Below are 19,116 nucleotides of genomic sequence, written 5' to 3'. Positions count from 1 at the left end.
ATTTTGAATATAAAATGGCTGATAACCTAAGTTTGGAGTTAATAAAGTGCCTCATTAATCAACCAGGGGTAGATATAAACATTAGAGGATCAAACGGAAAAACCCCACTACATTGCGCTATAGAGTTTGATGAATTAAGTATGGTAGATCTGTTACTCACGAAAAAGAACATTAATCCTTTTGTAGAAGATAATGATGGTAAAACATCTCTTGATTACGCCAAAGAAGGGAAAAAAGCAGAAATATTACAAGCGCTAATTAATAACAAGTACGGGTCAGAACAAGATAGCTTACTTCATTTAGCTGCAATGATAGGTGAAGTTAATGCAGTTAGATATTTGATAGGAAAAGGTATTGACGTTAATGTACGAAATGCTTTGCATCATACGCCATTACATCTAGCAGCAGGAATAGGACATGCAGAAGTTGTAAAGATTTTGATAAGAGAAGGAAAAGCTGAAATCGAGGTTTTTGATGCACGAAATCAGACACCGATGCACTATGCAGTTAATAACAAAAAGTTGGAGATAGTAAAGTTACTGCTAAAGCTAGGAGCAGATGTAAATAGCGCACGTGTAGGACAAAACTCGATGAAATTATCACCTGTTCATATAGCTGTAAGTAATACTAATTACGATGAAAGAGACTTATGTCTTGATATCCTCAAATCCTTAATAAAGGAGCCTAATGCTCAAGTAAATTTGCAAGACTACGAAAATAAAACACCACTACATTATGCTGAAAGACTAAAAACAATAGAAGTTTTACTAACGCGAGAAGATATAGACCCTCTGGTAAAAGACGATAGCGGTAAAACACCATTTGATTACGCTAAACCTGAGATAAAGAAGACTTTGATGAGCAATAAGTATGGTTCTGAAAAGAATAGTCTACTCCATTTAGCTGCACAAAGAGGAGAAATTGAGATTGTAGATGCAATCTTAAAGGAAGAAATTGATATTGATATTGTAAATAATAAAGGTTTATCACCTATTTACCTTGCTGCAGAAAAAGGACATTTACATGTAGTAAAATTACTACTGAAAAAAGGAGCAAACTATACACCTGTTTTGCACTTAGCAATCAAGTCAAATAATTTAGAGTTACTTAAAGTTTTATTTACTGAAAAAAATGGAGCGTTACTCTGCAGAGATACCGTTGTTAATTTTCCAACCCTTCATAATAAATATATAGCACAGAGAGAAATAGCAGATAAAAGGATGAAAAAACATAATAATATTATCTGCATCTGTATTACAGTTAGCGCAGTAGCAATGGCAGCATATATAGGTTTAACAGCAACAACAATAAGCAGTACAATCATTTTTGCAACAACAACAGGAATACTTGCGCTTATTATAGCAATAATGATAAGTGAGATGAGCAAAAGATACATAGAAAAGGAATTTCAGAAAAAGATGTTTATGGAACTGGAAGAGTGTAGTTCTACTGTTAATGATGTTGAGATAGAGTCAATTATGAGTAGATGCAGACAATGATATACGCTAGAGCTTTTTCTGAAGGTTTAAGACCAGATCCAGAGCTTAAAGTATCAGAGTGGGCAAATGAGTATCGAGTTCTAGCACCAACTGCAGCATCAGAGCCAGGGAAATGGAGAACAGAAAGAACTCCTTATTTAAAAGAAATAATGGATTCACTTTCTCCTTCTTCACCGGCTGAAAAAATAGTATTCATGAAAGGAGCGCAGATTGGAGGAACAGAAGCAGGAAATAATTGGATTGGCTATATCATAGATCAAACACCAGGTCCAATGCTAGTAGTACAGCCAACAGTTGAAATGGGAAAACGTTGGTCAAAAGGAAGATTTGCGCCACTGATTGAAAGTACACCATGTTTAAAAAGTAAAGTAAAAGACCCAAGATCAAGAGATTCAGGGAATACTGTACAAAGTAAGGAATTTCCAGGTGGAATAGTAGTAATAACCGGAGCAAATAGCAGTGTAGGACTAAGATCTATGCCAGTAAAATACCTCTTTCTTGATGAAATAGATGCCTATCCAGGAGATTCGGGAGGTGAAGGAGATCCAGTTTTACTCAGCATAGCCCGTACTAATACATTTGCACGGCGAAAGATTTTTTTAGTATCAACGCCAACGATTCATGGAATAAGCAGAATTGAGAAGGAATTTGAAGCTACAGACAAGAGATATTTTTTTGTACCATGTCCGCATTGTAATTATTACCAAATTTTAAAGTGGTCACAAATAAAATGGGAAGATAAAAATCCAAATACAGCACACTATATGTGTATAGAATGTGGTGAAAAGATAGAAAATCATCAAAAGACAGAGATGCTAGACCGTGGAGAATGGAGAGCTACAGGGGCAAAAGAAGGGGAGAAAAAAGGATTTCATCTTTCAAGTCTTTATAGCCCAGTTGGGTGGTATAGTTGGCAACAAGCAGTAGAGGATTTTCTGCATGCAAAGGAAAGTGAACAATTACTGAAAGTTTGGATAAATACTACGCTTGGAGAAACTTGGGTAGATAAAGGAGAAGTACCTGATTGGAAGCAATTATTTAACAGGAGAGAATTTTTTCAGATTGGCACAGTACCAAAAGGCGAAGTAGTTCTCACAGCAGGTGTTGATGTCCAAAAAGATCGTTTAGAAGTAGAAGTTGTAGCATGGGGAAAAAGCCGTGAAAGTTGGTCAATAGACTACCGAGTATTTGAAGGAGATACTGGAAGTAGAGAAGTATGGGGAAAGCTTTCGGAGCTTCTGAGTCATCATTTTATCGGTGAAAATGGGCTTGAATATATGATAAGCATGATGGCGGTAGATGCTGGATATGCAACGCAAGAAGTATACAACTGGGTAAGAGGTCATCAAGGATCTGGAAGAGTAATGGCAGTCAAAGGTGTAAATAAAGCCCTAGTGCCACTGAGCAGCCCAAGTAGAGTAGATATAACAGTTGGTGGTCAAAAGCTAAAGAGAGGAATAAAGCTCTGGCCAGTGGGAGTATCGATATTAAAGTCAGAGCTTTTTCAATTACTTAATATTTTGAAAGAAGAAGAGGGAAAAGCTCTACATGGATATTGTCATTTTCCGGAGTATGCACCTGAATATTTTAAGCAGCTAACGGCAGAGCAATTAGTCAGCAAGGTAGTAAAAGGATACACCAAACAAGAGTGGCAAAAGGTAAGAGAAAGAAATGAAGTATTAGACTGTAGGATTTATGCAAGAGCAGCATCGATAGCACTGGGAATAGACAGATGGCCAGAGAGTAAGTGGAATAGTTTGAGTGGAAAAATGGAAAGTAAAAAGCCTAAAAAAGTGAGACAAAGTAAATGGTTGAATGAGAAGTAAAATGTACAATCAGGAATATTTAAGTCAAGTCGAAGAAGCGATAAAAAAACTGCAAAGCGGAGAGCGAGTAGTATCAATTGCATATGGTGACCATGTGGTGAGATATGCTGAAGTTCAGATAAATGACCTGCTGAATCTACGGCAACGTATTAAGGCTGAACTGAAAGTTGCAGGTGTGAGACCGAAGAGAAGAATTGTGATTGCGACAAGTAAGGGAATTGACAAAATTGTGTAAAAATGTTATAGTTTAAAATTGGTATTTTCTAGTTAAAATATGGATCAAAGTCAAGAAAGGCTTAATGTTAATGTAAATTTTGAGGGGGAATTTGCTCACTACCTTATAGAAATGGCAAAAGTTCAAAATAGAACTATAGAAGAGGTTGTAAAGGACCTAGTGGAAGAAGAAATTGAAGCAAGTAAATTATCTGAAGAAGATGATGAAATAGATGAAGTAGATATAAAGTTGGCTAAGCTTTCTCTTGAGCGTGATGCTAGAGGTGATGAAGAAATTAGAAGTGAGGATGTAGATTGGAATAGAATATTATCTGCAAAAACAGTCTAAAGGTGGAGATACAAGCTGAGATACGATATTATCTATTCAAAAAAAGTTCTTGAGGAAGACTTTCTTGCATTACCACCAACGATAAGATCTAGAGTGAGAAGAGCTGTAGATAGTCGTCTTGCAACCAACCCTAAAGCAATAGGTAAAGCATTATCGCATGAATTCAAAGGGTATTTTAGGATACGAGTAAGTGATTATCGTGTAATTTATAGGATAAATTACTCAAAACACACAGTAACTATTACTGCAATGGGACATCGGAAGGACATTTATGAACGCAGCCCAGAATAAGCGTTGGTATTTGTGCAAGAGCCTCATGCATAATTTATAAAGTGTTAACAGCCAGACTCTCCAGCAGCTTGCTGTAATTTTTTAATGTCAAATTGCGCAACAAACTGCTGCATAATCAAAGAGGCAAAATGCTATTAAAATCGTTCAAACAACTATTTAGTAAGCCAAAAATCAAAAGCTCAGCGTGGGATGCAGCAGGCTCAGGAAGAAGATTTTTTCACTTTCAACCAGAGTTAGGAAGTATAAACAATTTGCTGTCTCAAAGCCTTGAAACTTTACGTAGTAGATCACGTGATATGGTGAGAAAAAATCCTTACGCTGCAAATATAATTGATACAATAGTAAGTAACTCTATTGGAACAGGAATAAAACCACAATCAAAAGCAAAAGATGGAGAATTTCGAAAGAAAGTACAAGAATTATGGCTAAAATGGACAGACGAAGCAGATAGCTGTGGAATAAGTGATTTTTATGGATTACAAGCTCTAGTATGCAGAAGTATGATAGAGGGTGGAGAATGTTTTGTACGTTTAAGAACGAGAAAGCTGGAAGATAGATTTTCTGTACCATTACAACTGCAAGTACTTGAGTCTGAACATTTAGACAATAAGAGCAATCAAACTTTAGCAAATGGTAATGTAATAAGAAACGGGATTGAGTTTAACAAGCTTGGGCAAAGAGAAGCTTATTACTTATTTAAAGAACACCCTGGTGAAAATACCTTTGGAGAGTCAGTAAGAGTGCCAGCAAACGATGTTTTACATATCTATAAACCACTGAGACCTGGACAAATTAGAGGGGAACCTTGGCTTTCTAACGTGCTTTTAAAACTTTACGAACTTGACCAGTATGATGATGCAGAATTAGTACGAAAAAAGACTGCTGCAATGTTTGCGGGATTCATTACGAGACTCGATCCTGAAGCAAATATTTTAGGTGAAAGTGAGTCAAATGAGCAAGGAGTAGCACTATCTGGCCTAGAACCTGGTACTATGCAACTACTTGATCCAGGTGAGGATATAAAGTTTTCAGAGCCATCTGATGTAGGAGGAAGCTATGAAGCATTTATGAGACAGCAACTCAGGGCAATAGCAATAGGCACAGGGATAACATACGAACAACTAACAGGAGATTTAACCGGTGTTAATTATTCATCAATCAGAGCAGGACTGATAGAGTTTCGTCGTCGATGCGCTATGCTGCAACATAACATTATGGTATTCCAATTTTGTAGACCAGTATGGAGTAGATGGCTAGAGTTAGCAGTACTTTGTGGAGAACTCCGTATAGATGAAAAAGTGGCAAAAGCAGCGAAAGAAGAAGTAAAATGGATACCACAGGGATTTGATTGGGTGGATCCACTGAAAGATCAACAAGCACAACAGATGGCAGTAAGAAATGGCTTCAAGAGTCGCTCAGAAGTTGTTTCAGAATTGGGTTACGATGTTGAAGAAATTGATCAAGAGATTGCCGAAGATCAAAAGCGAGCTGATTCTTTTGGACTTTGTTTCGATTCTGACATTAATCATAAAAGGGAAGGAAGGTGATGTGGATAAATAAACCAGTAATGGTAGAGAGAAGAAGCTTTGAACTATTATCATTATATAATAGCAAACAACCTATCTTTAAGAACTTAAAGCATTTTCATATAAACCCAAAAGGAATAGTAATAATACGTATTTATGGAGTTTTGACAAAAAAAACAGAAGCTTTTGATCATATTTTAGATATGACTTCGTATGAAAATATTCATGAAGAGATAGAGAGTGCTTTAGAAGATAAAAGCATAGAGACGATTCTACTTGACATAGATAGTCCAGGTGGAGAAGTAAATGGAGTGTTTGATCTAGCTGATTTTATCTACGGTGTAAGAGGAAAAAAGAGGATAATAGCGATAGCAAATGATGATGCGTACTCTGCTGCATATGCTATAGCTTCAAGCGCTGAAAAGGTTTTTGTGAGTAGAACCTCTGGTGTTGGAAGTATAGGTGTTATTGCAAGTCACATTGACCAAAGCGGTTTTGATGAAAAGCAAGGAATAAAATACACAACTATTTTTGCAGGCAAGAGAAAGAATGATTTAAATCCACATGAGCCAATGACGTCTGAAAGTCTGGAAAGCTTACAAAAAGAAGTAGACCGACTATATGAAATGTTTGTGCAGCTAATAGCAAGAAACAGAGGTCTTTCAATTGAAAAGATTCGATCAACAGAAGCAGGTCTATATTTTGGCGAGAAAGCAGTAGAAATAGGCCTTGCAGACGGAATGACAATTCTTTCATCTATTAATAAAAACAGGAGTATTACTATGAATGAACAAACTACAAATGACCTAGAAACTGATAATTTAACCAAGTATCGTACTGAAGTTCTTGAATTAATACGTTTATGTAATTTATCGAAGATGCCAGAAAAGATAGGAGAATTTATTGAGCAGGGCGTAAGTATTGAGCAAGCAAGGGAGGTTTTAATGGAATTACTTGCAGAGAGAACGAAGAAGACAGAGATACTGAGTGCAATACCACAGAATTCGCAGGAAGATTTGATGACACAGGTAGCGAAAAGTCGGTGCATTTAAATTTTATAACCGCCATATATAGTGCTCTGCGGTAAATAAGTGTCCAAAATGCGCCATAATGGCTAATTATAAGGTAATAACCGCAGTGTATAGCAGTTATAAACACGGCGGTAAAAAAAATAAAAAAAGGAGAGAAAAAGACATGATAAGTATAACTGAAGGAAATAATTTAGGCGATCTTCTGAAATATGAAGTGTCCAACCTATATTCAAGAGACCAAATAACAGTAGCTAAAGGTCAAAATCTTAAGCTTGGTGCAGTAGTTGCCAAAAAGACGGAAGATGGTTTTATTAGAGTACTTAATCCTGCTGGAACAGATGGCACACAAACAGCAATAGGTGCAATAATAAGTGATGTAAATGCGACAGAAAATGCCAAAGCAGTAATTATTACTCGTGGTGCAATACTAGCAGATCATGCAGTTGTGTGGCCAGCAAATATCACTGAAGAACAGAAAGCTGAAGCAATAAAGCAACTTGAAGCACGAGGGATCATTGTCCGCAAGGGAGTGTAACTTAAATTAATAAGGGGGAAAAAGAATGCAAAATCCATTTACAAATACAGCATTTAGTATGACGGCACTAACAAATGCGATAAATATATTGCCGATAAATTATGGACGAGTTGAAAATTTAAACTTGTTTCCAAGTAGGTCAGTAAGATTTAGACATATTACCATAGAAGAACACAACGGAGTTTTAAGTCTATTGCCAACACAAGTTCCAGGAGCACCAGCAACAGTAGGAAAAAGAGGAAAAAGAAAGGTAAGAACATTTACGATTCCACATATTCCACATGATGATGTAGTGTTACCAGAGGAAGTACAGGGAATAAGGGCATTTGGATCAGAAAGTGAACTTAAAGCGCTAGCAGACGTAATAACTGACCATTTACAGCTAATGAGAAACAAACATGCAATAACATTAGAGCATTTGCGAATGGGAGCGCTGAAGGGAATAATTTTAGATGCTGATGGGTCAGAATTATTAAATCTGTACAACGAATTTGAAATAACACCAAAAGTAGTAAATTTTGCCCTTGGAACAGCAACAACTGATGTAAAACGTAAGTGTCTGGAAGTATTGCGGCATATAGAAGATAACCTAAGTGGTGAATATATGACTGGAATTCATGCCTTGGTAAGCCCTGAGTTTTTTGATGCACTAACTTCTCATGCAAAAGTAAAAGAAGCATATGAAAGATGGCAAGAAGGAGCAGCACTTCGAAATGATATGAGGTCAGGGTTTACATTTTGTGGCATAACGTTTGAGGAATATAGAGGGCAAGCAACTGACCCTGAAGGAACGGTTAGAAGATTTATTGAGAAAGATACAGGGCACTGTTTTCCACTAGGAACAGCAAGCACGTTTACAACATATTTTGCACCAGCAGACTTTAATGAGACGGTGAATACTCTCGGACAGCCACTCTATGCAAAACAAGAGCCAAGAAGATTTGATAGAGGGACCGATTTACATACGCAGTCAAATCCTCTACCAATGTGCCACCGCCCGGCCGTTTTGGTCAAGATCGTTGCAGCATAGGTAGAGCAAATATAAAGCGGTGTGAGGCAGAAGAATGCTTTACCTCTTCTTAGCATATAAATGTTAGTATATAGAGGAGAAACGTGCAAGAGAATATTAAGAGATTATTTAAAGATTGTTTTGCCCATTTAGGAGAAGTGGCTTTATATAAATCAAAGGATAAGTCATATATGGTACAGGTGTTAAAGCAAGAGCCAGATAAATTATACGAGATTGGTGAAGGGCAATTTGTAGGAGAAACTTTAGTGTTGGAAATAAGTGCGTTTGATGTACTGCAGCCAATTGTAGGAGATATTTTTGTTATAGGTGACCGTAAATATAAAGTATATTCTCCACCGCTGCAAGATAATTCAGGAATGGTATGGAAAATTCGAGCGTCAGGAGTATAAATGCGTATTAACACCGGTAGTATTATACAAAGTATAGATGCTGAAAGGAAAAAAGTGGAAAAAGTGACGGTGAGTGCATTAAACAAAACAGCAATATGGCTAAAATCAAAAGCAGCTAAGGAAATTAGTGAGGAAAAGAGAATAAAATTAAGTTTGATAAGAAAGAGATTAAGAATTTTTAAAGCAAAAACAAGCAGATTAGAAGTGTTAATTAGAGCAAATCTCTACGACATTAGAGCATCGACAATTGGCAAAATACAAAAAACAAGAAGAGGATCGAAAGTAGGAAAGCATGAGTTTATAGGAGGATTTGCAGCAGTTATGCCAAAAGGAAATAGCGGTATGTTTAAACGTGAAGGAAGGGCAGCATTGCCAATAAAGGAAGTTAAGTTGCCACTCGAACCTGAGGCTTCAAGGATAATAGGGAATCTTGTTAATTATGAAGTTGAAAAGGTATTTGAAAAATATTTTATACATTACATGAGTTAAATTATATGCATGACAAAGTTCTGGAAAGATTTACATAAAGCAATTTGCAGCACACTGAAGGAAGAAATACTGGCTATACAGACATGTGAAATTTATCCAGCAATAAGGAAAGAATTAGTAGCGCCAGCGGTGTTTGTAGAACTAATAAGTTTAGAACCAGGTAAAGATGCAGGTACTGATGAATTAGCATTGAAAGCCAGGTTTGAGGCGAGGATTGTAGTTGATGGAACAGTAGAGGATTCCTCGGTAGTTGTTAGAACATTAGCTGCTGAGGTTGCGAGAGTAGTAAATAAAAATACTTGGAATGTGGAAAATGTTTCACCAGGAGAATTTATCTCTGCGGAAATTGACGGATTTAGGCCAGAGCTCGATGCATATTTAGTGTGGATGGTTGATTGGAGTCATCAGCTTCATTTAGGTAAATCAGTATGGGAAGAGGGGAAAATTAAACCACATACAATAAACGTAGGAAATATAAATGTTGGATCATAGTTTTGCGATTTCAGAGCTGAATAGGAAGCTAGCAAACGTTATTCGTATAGGAATTGTAAAAGAAATAGATTATGAAAAAGCAAAAGTAAGAGTGAAAATAGGAGATATTGTAACAGATTATCTGCCATGGATAACAAGCAAAGCAGGAAAAGATAGAGATTGGTCTCCTCCAGATATCGATGAACAAGTAATGGTATTTTCTCCTCTTGGTGAACTATCATTAGGAGTGGTATTAGGAGGAATATATCAGGAAAAATACTCTGCACCAGAGAATAAAAAAGAAATAAATAGTGTGAAGTTTCAGGATGGAACAAGATTGTTATATGATAAAGAGAAGCATCATTTAGAGATTGAAGTAGTAGACAAAATAACATTGAAAGCTGGAGGATCGAGTATAGAGATGACAAAGAGTGAAATAAAACTGAAAGCAGATAAAATAGAACTTAATTAATTGGAAAAATGAATAAATCAGTTGTGCGAGTAGGAGATTATTGTGCAGAAGCAACACCACATTTTTGCATTAGCGGCAGTAATAATGTTTTTGTGAATGGTAAGCCAGTTTGCCGTAAAGGAGATAATTTTACAGAAGGAAGAGTATTAACTGAAGGATCAAAAACAGTGTTTGCAAATGGTCTTGGTATAGGAAGAGTAGAAGATATAGTTTCATGTGGATTTAAAGTAATAAAAGGCAGTGAAACCGTGTTTGCAGGCTAAAAATGAAAGGAATGGATGCTAAAAGAGGGAAAGAATTAAAAGGAATAGAGCACTTGAAGCAATCAATAGTTGATATTTTGACTACTCCGAAAGGTAGTAGAATTATGAGAAGAGATTATGGCTCAAGATTATTTGAATTGGTGGATAAGCCAATAAATAGAGATTTAACTTTGGAAATCTATGCAGCAACAGCAGAAGCACTGGGGAAATTTGAGAAGAGATTTAAGTTAGAAAAAGTAAAGATTGCTGAAGCTAAAGAAGGAAAAATGACTCTTGTACTTGAAGGTATGTATCTTTCAGAAGGCAAATTCATAGGTATTAGTGGAGTAGTTGTTTAGAAATGCAGACATCTAATATTATTGAAAAACTAAGCTATGAGGAAATCTTTTCGAGAATGAAGGAAGAATTGGTCCGTAGAGATGAAACCTTTTCAGCGTTAGTAGAATCCGATCCAGCAATAAAGATTCTGGAGGTAGCAGCATGGCGAGAACTTCTGCTCAGAGAAAGAATAAACGAAGCAATAAAAAGTAATTTATTTAAATTTGCGACAGGAGAAGATCTTGATAATTTGGCTGAATTTTATGGAGTAGAGAGAGAAAAAGAAGAAGATGATGAACGATTTAGAAAAAGAATCAAAGCAAAAATAAAGGGGTGGTCAACAGGAGGAAATTATCGTTATCATGCACTTTCGGCAGATAGAAGAGTAAAGGATGCGCTAGTAGAATCACCTATACCAGGGAAAGTACAAATTTCAATCTTATCAACAGAATTATCCACAACTGGCATAGTGTTAGAAGAGCTACTAGAAATTGTAAAAAAGCAGGTTACTAGGGATGATATAAGTGTTTTAACAGATACGATAACAGTAATTGGTTGCAATATTACGGAAATAGATATTCACAGCAGAATGAGCATAAATCCTGTAATATCAGAGGAAGAAATCAAGAAGCAGTTTATTAAGAAGTTTGAAGCAAATAGAAGACTGGGATGGAATGTTACAAGATCATGGATAATAGCAAATCTATTTGTAGAGGGTGTAGAAAATGTGGAATTAATCGAGCCAAGAGAGGATGTTATGGTGCTAGGTAACGAGTGTGCAAATTTGAGAAATTTAAAGATTGAGTTGAATTAATGTTACTGCCACCAAACGCAACAAAGCAAGAGCAAGCATTGGTTGATGCAACAGATTATAAGGTTGATCCAAGCTGTATAAGAGGGTTTAAATTTAGATTAGAAGAAGAAACATTGCCGTGGTTGATTGAGGAATATGGTTTAGAAGAGATACTGCGTTGGGTAAAAGATAGAAGAAAAGCCGTAATAGAAGGAGTAAAATTTCAAAGACTGAGAGGAACTCCAGCATCACTAAAAATAGCACTAAAATGGGCAAATATAGAAGATATTAAAATTATCGAAGAACCACCTGGTAAACATTTTTTTGAGTTGCAAGTAGGGATAAAAGATGTTCCAAATGACTTCTTCGTAGATGCAGTAGTAGAGCTGGCAAAACTATCACTGCCTGTAAGATCCAGATTGATGAGGATTTTTAACGATTATTATAATGCGCAGAGATTTATATTGGATGAGAGTTTATTTGGAGATCTTCTTTCTGATTATTCAGGGGTAAAAATAGAAAAAGATGGACCAGTGTTATCATTTGGAAGAGTAAATTTTTTCAGGTCTAGTGGTCCAGTTATTAGGATTATAGAAAACTATCTACGCGATCATTATGAACGAGCTTTAAGCAATGATATATATCGCCTAGATGTAGCAATCCTTGGAGAAACCGAGCCTCACACAAAGAATTATAACGGTATTTATGAAAGAAATCATTTGTGGTACAACTTAAAAGCACTATATCCATTACCACAGAGTTTATTACCATCGATTAAATTTGCAAAAGCGCAGATAGTATTATCAGACAGTTGGGATTTAGGAGACATAAATACGTGCTTTCCAGTTAGTAGCGTAGAAGAAAGAGGAAATAAATTTGTATTGGGAAGCGATAAACTTTCAGGGCAATATTGGAATTTAAAACACAAGCCAATTTTAGAAAGATTTAGCGTTACTCACAACTATAAAGTAGAAAATTATACAGATCAGAAGGTCAGAAAATATGTTTTAGCAGAACACAACATTTACTATAAAAACGATTTAGAGCAAAAAGATTCAATACACGAATTAGAAAATTACATTTTAGTATTTTATCCAGGAGTACTGAAGTGGCACGAACATCGACATTTGCACAGAAGTTGGAAAAGTAGTCAAGTAATATCTCTAATAAGCTAAGCATTTATATTTAGATCCTCATATATTATATTAATAATAGGTAAAAGTGTATGAAATAAAAAGAAAAAGACTTGCTTTCTTATGCTAAAATAGACATGACTTGAATAGCAGCAGGTAAATATAAGAAATTTATCTGACGCTAGAAAAGCTAATTTTATGAGGTATGAAATGAGTTTTAGCAAGAGTAAGTTTTTTAAAGAAGTATCAAGTAACGATATTAATAAAAGAAATGAAGAAGGAGAGACGATATTGCACCAAGCAGTAGAAATCTCCGATTACACAACAGTGAGGTTATTAATAAAAAAAGGGGCAGAGGTTAATGCAAGAGATAAAAATGGTTATACACCTCTGCACTGTGCAGTATTCGCAAAAAGTTTAGAAAATGTAAAAGTGCTGCTAAGAGAAGGAGCAGAAGTAAATGCCACTCAATATGTCACTGGATGTACGCCACTCCACTCTGCGTGCAAAGGAGCAGGAGTTGAAATAATAAAAGAGCTAGTAAAAGCAGGAGCTGAAGTTAATCAACTGAATAAGTACGGCGCAACGCCAATGTATTACATCTGGGAAAGTGAAAAGTATCGTCTATGTGATAGCAAAGAGAGTGAAAAGGCGAGTAAATTTTTGAGAGAAAAAGGAGGAATAACAAAAAGTAGAGAACTGACGTGCTATGGAATAGAGGGGCTAGTGGGAGAAATAGCAGACATGTTGAATGGAAGCTACATGCCGGAGCTAAAAATAATAGAGATAGGAGAAATAAGGAAGAGAGACAAATCGCTAATAAAGAAAGAATGTCAAAATTTAGCAAGCAAGATAATCAGCCAAGTGAATGCAATGATAGATGAGGTGGTAAAAAGGAAGGCTTAGGTTTAAAGAAAAGGTGGGGTAAGTTATGGTAAAGCTGGGTAAAAAAGATGAGTCACTATTAGAGAACTCGTTTAAAAATATTTATGAAAGAGACGAAAAAGGAAGAACAGCTCTACATTATGCAGTAGAGGTAAAAATAGTGAGGTTATTAATCGAAAAAGGAGTAGATGTGAATGCAGCAGATGTAAGAGGACATACAGCACTGCATCTAGCGATAACGGAGAAGCGTCTAGAAACAGTTAGAGAATTGATAAAATCAGGAGGGAATGTAAATGCTGAAGAGTATGGCAATAAATGCACTCCGCTGCATCTTGCATGTATGGTAGGAGAAAAAGAAATAGTGGAGGAGCTAGTAAAAGCAGGGGCTGAAATAGAGCAAGCAGATAAATTTGGAATAACAGCGATGGATTATGCAAAAAATAGCAAAGAAATAGCCGAGGTATTAAAGAAGGAAACAGAGAAAATGGAAAGTTTGTTAAAAAAATAAGAGTCGTATCAGAAAGCGCAACAGCAGTTGGCAAAGGAAGGGCTAGACCAAATTTGAAGGCTGTAGCTGATAAAAGTTGGTCTTTTTCATAAGAATAAATGGATTGATGGAAAAAAGGAGTGGTAAGGCTCCTTGCACTACAAAAACATTTGCAGGAGAAACTATGAGAAAAAGAACATTAACTTGCCGATACGAGCCAGATGAATTAGCGGAACAACATCTAGCAGACGCCTATGAGCTGTTACTAAGGTATGCGGTAAAAAGAAACAATGAAAAGGAGATAAAGAAAAATGATAACAGTGGCCTTATATGCAAGAGTTTCATCGAAGAGTCAAGCGCAGAACAATACAATAGAGAGTCAAATTGCCGAGCTCAAGCATAGAATTGCTGCAGATAAGCATGAGTTATTGAATGAGTATGAATTTAAGGATGATGGGCTTAGTGGGTGGAGTTTAGAACGTGAAGGTTTAGATGCATTACGTGATAAAGTAGGAGAAGATCAAATTGATAAAATTTATATTCATTCACCTGACCGACTATCAAGAAAATCTGCACATCAAATGATACTACTTGATGAATTTGAAAAAGCAGGAGTAGAAGTAATATTCTTAAATCATAAGACTGAAAATAATCCAGAGTCTAAATTGTTATTGGGAATGCAAGGATTAGTGGCAGAATATGAGTGTACAAAGATTATGGAACGTAGTCGTAGGGGAAAACTCCATAGAGCAAAAAAAGGCTGTGTAAGTGTAATTGGCATTGCACCTTTTGGTTATAATCGTATAAAGCATGTAGATAGAGAAAAGACAAAGTTTGAAATAAATGAAGAGGAAGCAAAAATAGTAAAGCAGATATTCATGTGGGTAGGGCAAGAGAGAATAAGTATAAGGGAAGTGATACGTAGACTAAGAGATAAGTCAATTAGAACAAGAACTGGAAAGAAGGTGTGGTGTCCAATAATAATTTGGAAGGTATTAAGAAATCCAGCATATAAAGGACAAGCAGCGTTTGGTAAATTAAAGAGGGTTGAAAAAAGAGAAAGAAATAAACAAAAGGTTTCTATCTGTCGCACAGATGAGGACAGCTGGATTTATATACCAGTACCAAAAATAGTTGATGAAGGGTTATTTAATAAAGTACAAAAGCAACTGGATGAAAATAGAAAAAGAGCAAGGATGCAGAGAGAGGGAGGAAAAAAGAAATATCTATTACAAGGTCTAGTTGTGTGTCAAAACTGTGGATATGCGTATAGTGGTGCACAATGTGGAGTTGAGGGAAAAAAGTTTAGCTATTATCGCTGTAGTAGTACTATACGTATTACTGATGGTAGGGAGAAGTGTACTAATAAATTGGTCCGTACAGATATGTTAGAAACAGCTATATGGGAAAAGGTGAAAAATTTACTAAAAAACCCAGAGATAATAAAAAATGAGTATCACCGTAGAATTGCAGAAAATAAAAATGATGAATCATCAGATAAGAAGTTTGCAAGAAGGGAAAATCAAATAAAACAAGGCATCGAAAAGTTAATGGAAGACTATTATAGTCAAGAAAATGTAGGAGATAAAGGATATATAAGTGAGGAAGAATTTAAACAGACGATGAAAAGAATGAGGGAACGCTTAAGAGGGATAGAAGAAGAGAAGAAAAAGGTAGTTGATCAAAAAGCAATAGAGAAGGGAATGAACCTTATCATCAACAGTATAAAGAGTCTTTATTCCAGTGTAAAATCTAATTTGGAACAGCTAGATTGGCAAACTAAGCGTGGCATCATTAAAGCATTAGTAGAACGAATTCAGATTGGTTATGATCAGGTAGAAGTGGCGTTTAGAATCGAAGAACCAGCACAGGATGGAGAGATTTTTAATTTGCAACATTGTACTGGACGTCATGATAAGGGCGCTGGCGGAGTTTGTCAAGTAAGTTTTTTCGTTTCTATTGTAATGACAGTTATGGCCTGTGCAAGAAATCTATTGATTTACAGCAGGTTCTTTGTTACAGTCCGTAGTTATGCAAAGAAACTTAAAGCCTCATGAGTTTATTTACAGCCAGTGGTTTACATAATTTGGAGCTGTATAGCTGAACATTGTATATGATAATATTAATAACAAACGATGATGGTTTTGGAAGTGAAGGAATAAAATTACTCAAAGAGGTTGCACGGAATTTTGCGTCAGAAATATGGATAGTGGCACCAGATACTGATAGAAGCGGAGCTGCAAGATCTCTTGATTATCCAGTGAAACAATCTATTGGAATAAAACAACATAGTGAAAGGGAATTTAGTGTGTCTGGTACTCCTGCAGATTGTGTCATTATTGCGCTAAATAAAGTTATGAATAAAAAACCAGACTTAATATTGTCCGGAGTAAATATTGGATCAAATGTCGGGGACGATATTTGTTATTCAGGAACAATTGGTGCTGTAATGGAAGGTGCTGCAAGGTCTATACCTTCTATTGCGCTAAGCCAAGTTTATCATGATAAAATAGACTGGCACAATACAAAGGTTTTTGCACCAAAGGTTATTGCCAAGCTAGTTAAGGTTGGTTGGCCTAAAAACATAGTGATGAGTGTAAATTTTCCTGCTACGGAAAAAGTAAAAGGAGTAGAATTTGCTGAACAAGGTGAATATAACATTGATGGGGATTTAACTTTTACTGAAAATTCGAATGGCTCTTTTAGCTTAAATTGGTCTCGAGAGCACTCAGGCAGTGGTAGTATAAATAAAATAAAAGAAGGATTTATTACTATTACACCGGTAAAATTAGATTTTACAGATTATGATACATTGAATACTATGAGAAATTCTTGTGCAGACGAATTTTCTTCTATAGCTGACTGAGAAAAACATTTGCATTGCTCCTAATAGATATTTTCTATTGTGTTATCGCGAGCAATTATTTTTTCTTCACCTGTATCCATGTTTTTAATCTTTAAAGTTTTACTACTCAATTCTTCATCGCCAAAGATTAAAGCAGCTTTAGCATTTGCTTGATTTGCTTTTTTCATTCGGGTTCTGAGCGTTCCGCTATATTCATAGATTACATATAAACCATTTCTGCGCAATTCATTTGCAAGTGTTAAAGCATGTTTTTCAGCCTCTCTACCGATTGGAATTAGGTAAATAGGTCGCTCTTCTTTCGGAGAATAATTGATTAACTCCATTATGCGCTCAATACCCCCTGCAAATCCTATTGCTGGAGTGTGTTTTCCACCTACTGAAGATACTAAATTATCGTATCTTCCACCGGCAAAAACTGCCCCTTGTGCACCTAAATCCTCTGTAACAAACTCAAACACTGTGTGGCAATAATAATCCAAACCTCGAACTAGTTTATTGTTTACGGTATAAGGTATATCAAGAATTGTTAATCCATTTAGTATTTGTTCAAAGAAATCTGAGGACTCTTTCGTATAATAATTGCTGATTTTGGGCGCATCAGAAATTATTGATTTATCTTTCTCGTCCTTGGAATCCAGTATTCTGAGTGGGTTTTTGATCAACCTATTTTTGCTATCTTCTGATAGATCATTTTGATACTTTGTAAAGTATAAGATCAAAGCTTCTCTATATTTAGTTATTGTTTCACCATCACCTAAAGAGTTGATTTCCAGCTTTACATTTTTATTGATGCCAAATTCAGTTAGTAAGTGCTGAGCGAGTGATATCAATTCAATATCAGCTTTTGGATCTTCTATGCCAAAAACCTCAAAATTTATCTGATGAAATTGCCTTTGTCTTCCCTTTTGCGGTCTTTCATAGCGAAATGCAGGTCCTGTTGAGAATAATTTTATCGGTGTTTGCAGTTTTTTTTCAATGAGTAGCCTGACAATCGCTGCAGTGAACTCAGGACGTAAAGTTATGCTCTTTCCCCCTTTATCATTGAAGCTATACATCTCTTTAGTGATGATATCTGAGCTATCACCTAAGGTTTTTGTAAAAACCTCCGTGTATTCAAATATTGGAGTTTGGGCGGGCAAAAAGCCGTATAAACTTGAGATTCTGTTTGCTGTTTGCTCTATGTATTTAAACTTGTACCATTCATCAAACAGGAGATCTTTTGTTCCTCTAACCGTTTGATTAGTCATAGTGTGGTCTCTATACCTGCAATCTCTGGTATGTGGTAGCTCAGCATATTTTGCACTCCTTGCTTTAAAGTAATTGCAGCACTTGGGCATCCAGAGCAAGCTCCTTGCAACTCAACATAAACTATTCCATCTTTATAGCCACGAAATTTGATATCGCCACCATCTTGAGCAACTGCAGGTTTGATATAACTTTCCATCAATTCTTTTATTCTATTTACAATTTCTATATCATTCTCATCGAAAAATTCTTCATCCGGTATATTATTATCATTTACTCCTTCTTTATCTAGTGCTTTTCCACCTGAAGTAAAGTGATCCATGATTGTAGTTAAAATTTCTACTTTTAATGTATCCCAATTAATTCCACCCAATTTTGTTACTGAAATAAAATCATGACCAAAAAACACTCTTACCACATGTTCTATTTGAAAAAGATTTGCTGCTAGTTTAGAATTTTTTATCTCATTTGCATTTGAAAAATCAGCCGTTTCTCCTTCGTTTAAAATTTCAAATCCAGGAAGGAATTTTAGCGTATTTGGGTTTGGTGTTTCTTCAATCTGGATGAACATGTTATTTACCATGACAATTATAATTGTTACTATTTAATCATAAAATGATAAAAAAATATACATGTCATTCATCTTTTTTCTTTTTTTAGTATTCATAGTAATTACATTTGTCTTGCCTAGCGTTGTTGTATTTTTTCTTTTCCTGACAAAAAAAAATAATATGAGTTTCATGATGAACTCTATATTGAGTAAGTTTTTGAACGAATTTAATAGCAGTAGAAGTTGTACTGAAAATTACACTGGTGATAACATGTCCAAGGATGAAGCATTAAAGATACTGGGGCTGAATCCTGAGGCAAGTCAAAATGAAATCAATAAAGCATATCAAAATTTAATGAAATTAGTTCACCCAGATAAGGGAGGCTCGGAATATTTTGCGCAAAAGCTAAATGCGGCACGTGATAAATTGTTAAAAAAGTGATCTTAAAAAAAGT

General features: G+C 35.7%; 25 protein-coding genes. 23 read left to right on the top strand and 2 right to left on the bottom strand.

What is annotated here, in order from left to right; translation table 11 throughout:
• Positions 1-14: 14 nt before the first annotated feature.
• The 22 genes from OPR50_RS00395 to surE all read left to right on the top strand — a co-directional run bounded on the left by OPR50_RS00395 (position 15) and on the right by surE (position 16,866).
• Positions 15-1,499: an ankyrin repeat domain-containing protein gene (locus tag OPR50_RS00395; RefSeq protein WP_265023916.1), complete on the top strand. Its 1,485-nt coding sequence runs from the start codon at positions 15-17 to the stop codon at positions 1,497-1,499.
• On the top strand, positions 1,496-3,325 hold the full coding sequence (locus OPR50_RS00390; RefSeq protein ID WP_265024306.1) for a phage terminase large subunit family protein: 1,830 nt from the start codon (positions 1,496-1,498) through the stop codon (positions 3,323-3,325). The genes OPR50_RS00395 and OPR50_RS00390 overlap by 4 nt, the downstream gene beginning before the upstream one ends.
• A 1-nt stretch (position 3,326) precedes the next feature.
• Positions 3,327-3,560, top strand: coding sequence for a gpW family head-tail joining protein (locus tag OPR50_RS00385; protein WP_143688830.1), 234 nt, complete (start codon positions 3,327-3,329; stop codon positions 3,558-3,560).
• 39 nt (positions 3,561-3,599) lie between these two features.
• Complete coding sequence (locus tag OPR50_RS00380) at positions 3,600-3,887, top strand: hypothetical protein (protein WP_143688829.1); 288 nt, start codon at positions 3,600-3,602, stop codon at positions 3,885-3,887.
• A 93-nt stretch (positions 3,888-3,980) separates the two neighbouring features.
• Complete coding sequence (locus tag OPR50_RS00375) at positions 3,981-4,178, top strand: type II toxin-antitoxin system RelE family toxin (RefSeq protein WP_237350101.1); 198 nt, start codon at positions 3,981-3,983, stop codon at positions 4,176-4,178.
• 128 nt (positions 4,179-4,306) lie between these two features.
• The gene (locus tag OPR50_RS00370) at positions 4,307-5,725 is read left to right on the top strand and encodes a phage portal protein (RefSeq protein WP_265024090.1); all 1,419 of its coding nucleotides are present in this window, start codon (positions 4,307-4,309) and stop codon (positions 5,723-5,725) included.
• Positions 5,725-6,756: a S49 family peptidase gene (locus OPR50_RS00365; RefSeq protein ID WP_265024089.1), complete on the top strand. Its 1,032-nt coding sequence runs from the start codon at positions 5,725-5,727 to the stop codon at positions 6,754-6,756. The genes OPR50_RS00370 and OPR50_RS00365 overlap by 1 nt, the downstream gene beginning before the upstream one ends.
• Before the next feature lie 142 nt (positions 6,757-6,898).
• Positions 6,899-7,270 (top strand): head decoration protein, encoded by a 372-nt coding sequence (locus OPR50_RS00360; RefSeq protein ID WP_265024305.1) that lies wholly within the window; start codon positions 6,899-6,901, stop codon positions 7,268-7,270.
• 25 nt (positions 7,271-7,295) lie between these two features.
• Positions 7,296-8,300, top strand: a complete 1,005-nt coding sequence (locus OPR50_RS00355; protein WP_019236398.1) for a major capsid protein — start codon at positions 7,296-7,298, stop codon at positions 8,298-8,300.
• 83 nt (positions 8,301-8,383) lie between these two features.
• Complete coding sequence (locus OPR50_RS00350) at positions 8,384-8,689, top strand: head-tail joining protein (protein WP_019236397.1); 306 nt, start codon at positions 8,384-8,386, stop codon at positions 8,687-8,689.
• On the top strand, positions 8,690-9,178 hold the full coding sequence (locus OPR50_RS00345) for a phage tail protein (RefSeq protein ID WP_019236396.1): 489 nt from the start codon (positions 8,690-8,692) through the stop codon (positions 9,176-9,178).
• Positions 9,179-9,187: 9 nt separating this feature from the next.
• Entirely contained in the window at positions 9,188-9,670 is a 483-nt protein-coding gene (locus OPR50_RS00340; protein WP_265024088.1) for a hypothetical protein, read from the top strand.
• Positions 9,657-10,121 carry a phage baseplate assembly protein V gene (locus OPR50_RS00335; RefSeq protein ID WP_019236395.1) on the top strand — a complete coding sequence of 155 codons (465 nt, stop codon included), beginning with the start codon at positions 9,657-9,659 and terminating at the stop codon, positions 10,119-10,121. Before OPR50_RS00340 ends, OPR50_RS00335 begins: the two co-directional genes overlap by 14 nt.
• An 8-nt stretch (positions 10,122-10,129) precedes the next feature.
• Positions 10,130-10,384 carry a PAAR domain-containing protein gene (locus OPR50_RS00330; RefSeq protein ID WP_019236394.1) on the top strand — a complete coding sequence of 85 codons (255 nt, stop codon included), beginning with the start codon at positions 10,130-10,132 and terminating at the stop codon, positions 10,382-10,384.
• A gap of 2 nt (positions 10,385-10,386) precedes the next feature.
• A complete protein-coding gene (locus tag OPR50_RS00325; protein ID WP_019236393.1) occupies positions 10,387-10,722 on the top strand; it encodes a GPW/gp25 family protein in 336 nt (111 codons plus the stop codon).
• 2 nt (positions 10,723-10,724) lie between these two features.
• Positions 10,725-11,516 (top strand): baseplate assembly protein, encoded by a 792-nt coding sequence (locus tag OPR50_RS00320; protein ID WP_019236392.1) that lies wholly within the window; start codon positions 10,725-10,727, stop codon positions 11,514-11,516.
• Complete coding sequence (locus OPR50_RS00315) at positions 11,516-12,670, top strand: phage tail protein (RefSeq protein ID WP_262986670.1); 1,155 nt, start codon at positions 11,516-11,518, stop codon at positions 12,668-12,670. The genes OPR50_RS00320 and OPR50_RS00315 overlap by 1 nt, the downstream gene beginning before the upstream one ends.
• Before the next feature lie 168 nt (positions 12,671-12,838).
• Complete coding sequence (locus OPR50_RS00310) at positions 12,839-13,534, top strand: ankyrin repeat domain-containing protein (RefSeq protein ID WP_019236389.1); 696 nt, start codon at positions 12,839-12,841, stop codon at positions 13,532-13,534.
• A 25-nt stretch (positions 13,535-13,559) separates the two neighbouring features.
• The gene (locus OPR50_RS00305; RefSeq protein ID WP_262986671.1) at positions 13,560-14,021 is read left to right on the top strand and encodes an ankyrin repeat domain-containing protein; all 462 of its coding nucleotides are present in this window, start codon (positions 13,560-13,562) and stop codon (positions 14,019-14,021) included.
• A gap of 106 nt (positions 14,022-14,127) precedes the next feature.
• Positions 14,128-14,403, top strand: coding sequence for a hypothetical protein (locus OPR50_RS00300; RefSeq protein ID WP_017532679.1), 276 nt, complete (start codon positions 14,128-14,130; stop codon positions 14,401-14,403).
• The gene (locus OPR50_RS00295; RefSeq protein ID WP_265024087.1) at positions 14,312-16,057 is read left to right on the top strand and encodes a recombinase family protein; all 1,746 of its coding nucleotides are present in this window, start codon (positions 14,312-14,314) and stop codon (positions 16,055-16,057) included. Before OPR50_RS00300 ends, OPR50_RS00295 begins: the two co-directional genes overlap by 92 nt.
• A 56-nt stretch (positions 16,058-16,113) precedes the next feature.
• Positions 16,114-16,866 (top strand): 5'/3'-nucleotidase SurE, encoded by a 753-nt coding sequence (gene surE, locus OPR50_RS00290; RefSeq protein ID WP_264339531.1) that lies wholly within the window; start codon positions 16,114-16,116, stop codon positions 16,864-16,866.
• Between the two features lie 20 nt (positions 16,867-16,886).
• On the opposite strand, the gene hisS is transcribed toward surE, so the two are convergent.
• Together hisS and OPR50_RS00280 are read right to left on the bottom strand one after the other, a co-directional pair.
• A complete protein-coding gene (hisS, locus tag OPR50_RS00285; RefSeq protein WP_265024086.1) occupies positions 16,887-18,113 on the bottom strand; it encodes a histidine--tRNA ligase in 1,227 nt (408 codons plus the stop codon).
• On the bottom strand, positions 18,110-18,682 hold the full coding sequence (locus OPR50_RS00280) for a NifU family protein (protein WP_264339602.1): 573 nt from the start codon (positions 18,680-18,682) through the stop codon (positions 18,110-18,112). Before OPR50_RS00280 ends, hisS begins: the two co-directional genes overlap by 4 nt.
• Positions 18,683-18,842: 160 nt before the next feature.
• Here OPR50_RS00280 and OPR50_RS00275 point away from each other — a divergent pair, with 160 nt between their 5' ends.
• The gene (locus OPR50_RS00275; RefSeq protein WP_264723953.1) at positions 18,843-19,103 is read left to right on the top strand and encodes a J domain-containing protein; all 261 of its coding nucleotides are present in this window, start codon (positions 18,843-18,845) and stop codon (positions 19,101-19,103) included.
• Positions 19,104-19,116: the final 13 nt, after the last annotated feature.

This window comes from Wolbachia endosymbiont (group A) of Epagoge grotiana (assembly GCF_947251775.1).
Lineage (GTDB): Bacteria > Pseudomonadota > Alphaproteobacteria > Rickettsiales > Anaplasmataceae > Wolbachia > Wolbachia pipientis.
This window is presented reverse-complemented; position numbering and strand designations above follow the sequence as displayed.

Coding starts and splice junctions, on each gene's coding strand:
- OPR50_RS00360 (WP_265024305.1), top strand. CDS start 6,899: ATGATAAGTATAACTGAAGGAAATAATTTAGGCGATCTTCTGAAATAT.
- OPR50_RS00315 (WP_262986670.1), top strand. CDS start 11,516: ATGTTACTGCCACCAAACGCAACAAAGCAAGAGCAAGCATTGGTTGAT.
- OPR50_RS00330 (WP_019236394.1), top strand. CDS start 10,130: ATGAATAAATCAGTTGTGCGAGTAGGAGATTATTGTGCAGAAGCAACA.
- OPR50_RS00325 (WP_019236393.1), top strand. CDS start 10,387: ATGAAAGGAATGGATGCTAAAAGAGGGAAAGAATTAAAAGGAATAGAG.
- OPR50_RS00275 (WP_264723953.1), top strand. CDS start 18,843: ATGAGTTTCATGATGAACTCTATATTGAGTAAGTTTTTGAACGAATTT.
- OPR50_RS00300 (WP_017532679.1), top strand. CDS start 14,128: ATGGAAAAAAGGAGTGGTAAGGCTCCTTGCACTACAAAAACATTTGCA.
- OPR50_RS00385 (WP_143688830.1), top strand. CDS start 3,327: ATGTACAATCAGGAATATTTAAGTCAAGTCGAAGAAGCGATAAAAAAA.
- OPR50_RS00340 (WP_265024088.1), top strand. CDS start 9,188: ATGACAAAGTTCTGGAAAGATTTACATAAAGCAATTTGCAGCACACTG.
- OPR50_RS00380 (WP_143688829.1), top strand. CDS start 3,600: ATGGATCAAAGTCAAGAAAGGCTTAATGTTAATGTAAATTTTGAGGGG.
- OPR50_RS00310 (WP_019236389.1), top strand. CDS start 12,839: ATGAGTTTTAGCAAGAGTAAGTTTTTTAAAGAAGTATCAAGTAACGAT.
- OPR50_RS00365 (WP_265024089.1), top strand. CDS start 5,725: ATGTGGATAAATAAACCAGTAATGGTAGAGAGAAGAAGCTTTGAACTA.
- surE (WP_264339531.1), top strand. CDS start 16,114: ATGATAATATTAATAACAAACGATGATGGTTTTGGAAGTGAAGGAATA.
- OPR50_RS00280 (WP_264339602.1), bottom strand. CDS start 18,682: ATGTTCATCCAGATTGAAGAAACACCAAACCCAAATACGCTAAAATTC.
- hisS (WP_265024086.1), bottom strand. CDS start 18,113: ATGACTAATCAAACGGTTAGAGGAACAAAAGATCTCCTGTTTGATGAA.
- OPR50_RS00305 (WP_262986671.1), top strand. CDS start 13,560: ATGGTAAAGCTGGGTAAAAAAGATGAGTCACTATTAGAGAACTCGTTT.
- OPR50_RS00345 (WP_019236396.1), top strand. CDS start 8,690: ATGCGTATTAACACCGGTAGTATTATACAAAGTATAGATGCTGAAAGG.
- OPR50_RS00390 (WP_265024306.1), top strand. CDS start 1,496: ATGATATACGCTAGAGCTTTTTCTGAAGGTTTAAGACCAGATCCAGAG.
- OPR50_RS00355 (WP_019236398.1), top strand. CDS start 7,296: ATGCAAAATCCATTTACAAATACAGCATTTAGTATGACGGCACTAACA.
- OPR50_RS00370 (WP_265024090.1), top strand. CDS start 4,307: ATGCTATTAAAATCGTTCAAACAACTATTTAGTAAGCCAAAAATCAAA.
- OPR50_RS00320 (WP_019236392.1), top strand. CDS start 10,725: ATGCAGACATCTAATATTATTGAAAAACTAAGCTATGAGGAAATCTTT.
- OPR50_RS00335 (WP_019236395.1), top strand. CDS start 9,657: ATGTTGGATCATAGTTTTGCGATTTCAGAGCTGAATAGGAAGCTAGCA.
- OPR50_RS00295 (WP_265024087.1), top strand. CDS start 14,312: ATGATAACAGTGGCCTTATATGCAAGAGTTTCATCGAAGAGTCAAGCG.
- OPR50_RS00395 (WP_265023916.1), top strand. CDS start 15: ATGGCTGATAACCTAAGTTTGGAGTTAATAAAGTGCCTCATTAATCAA.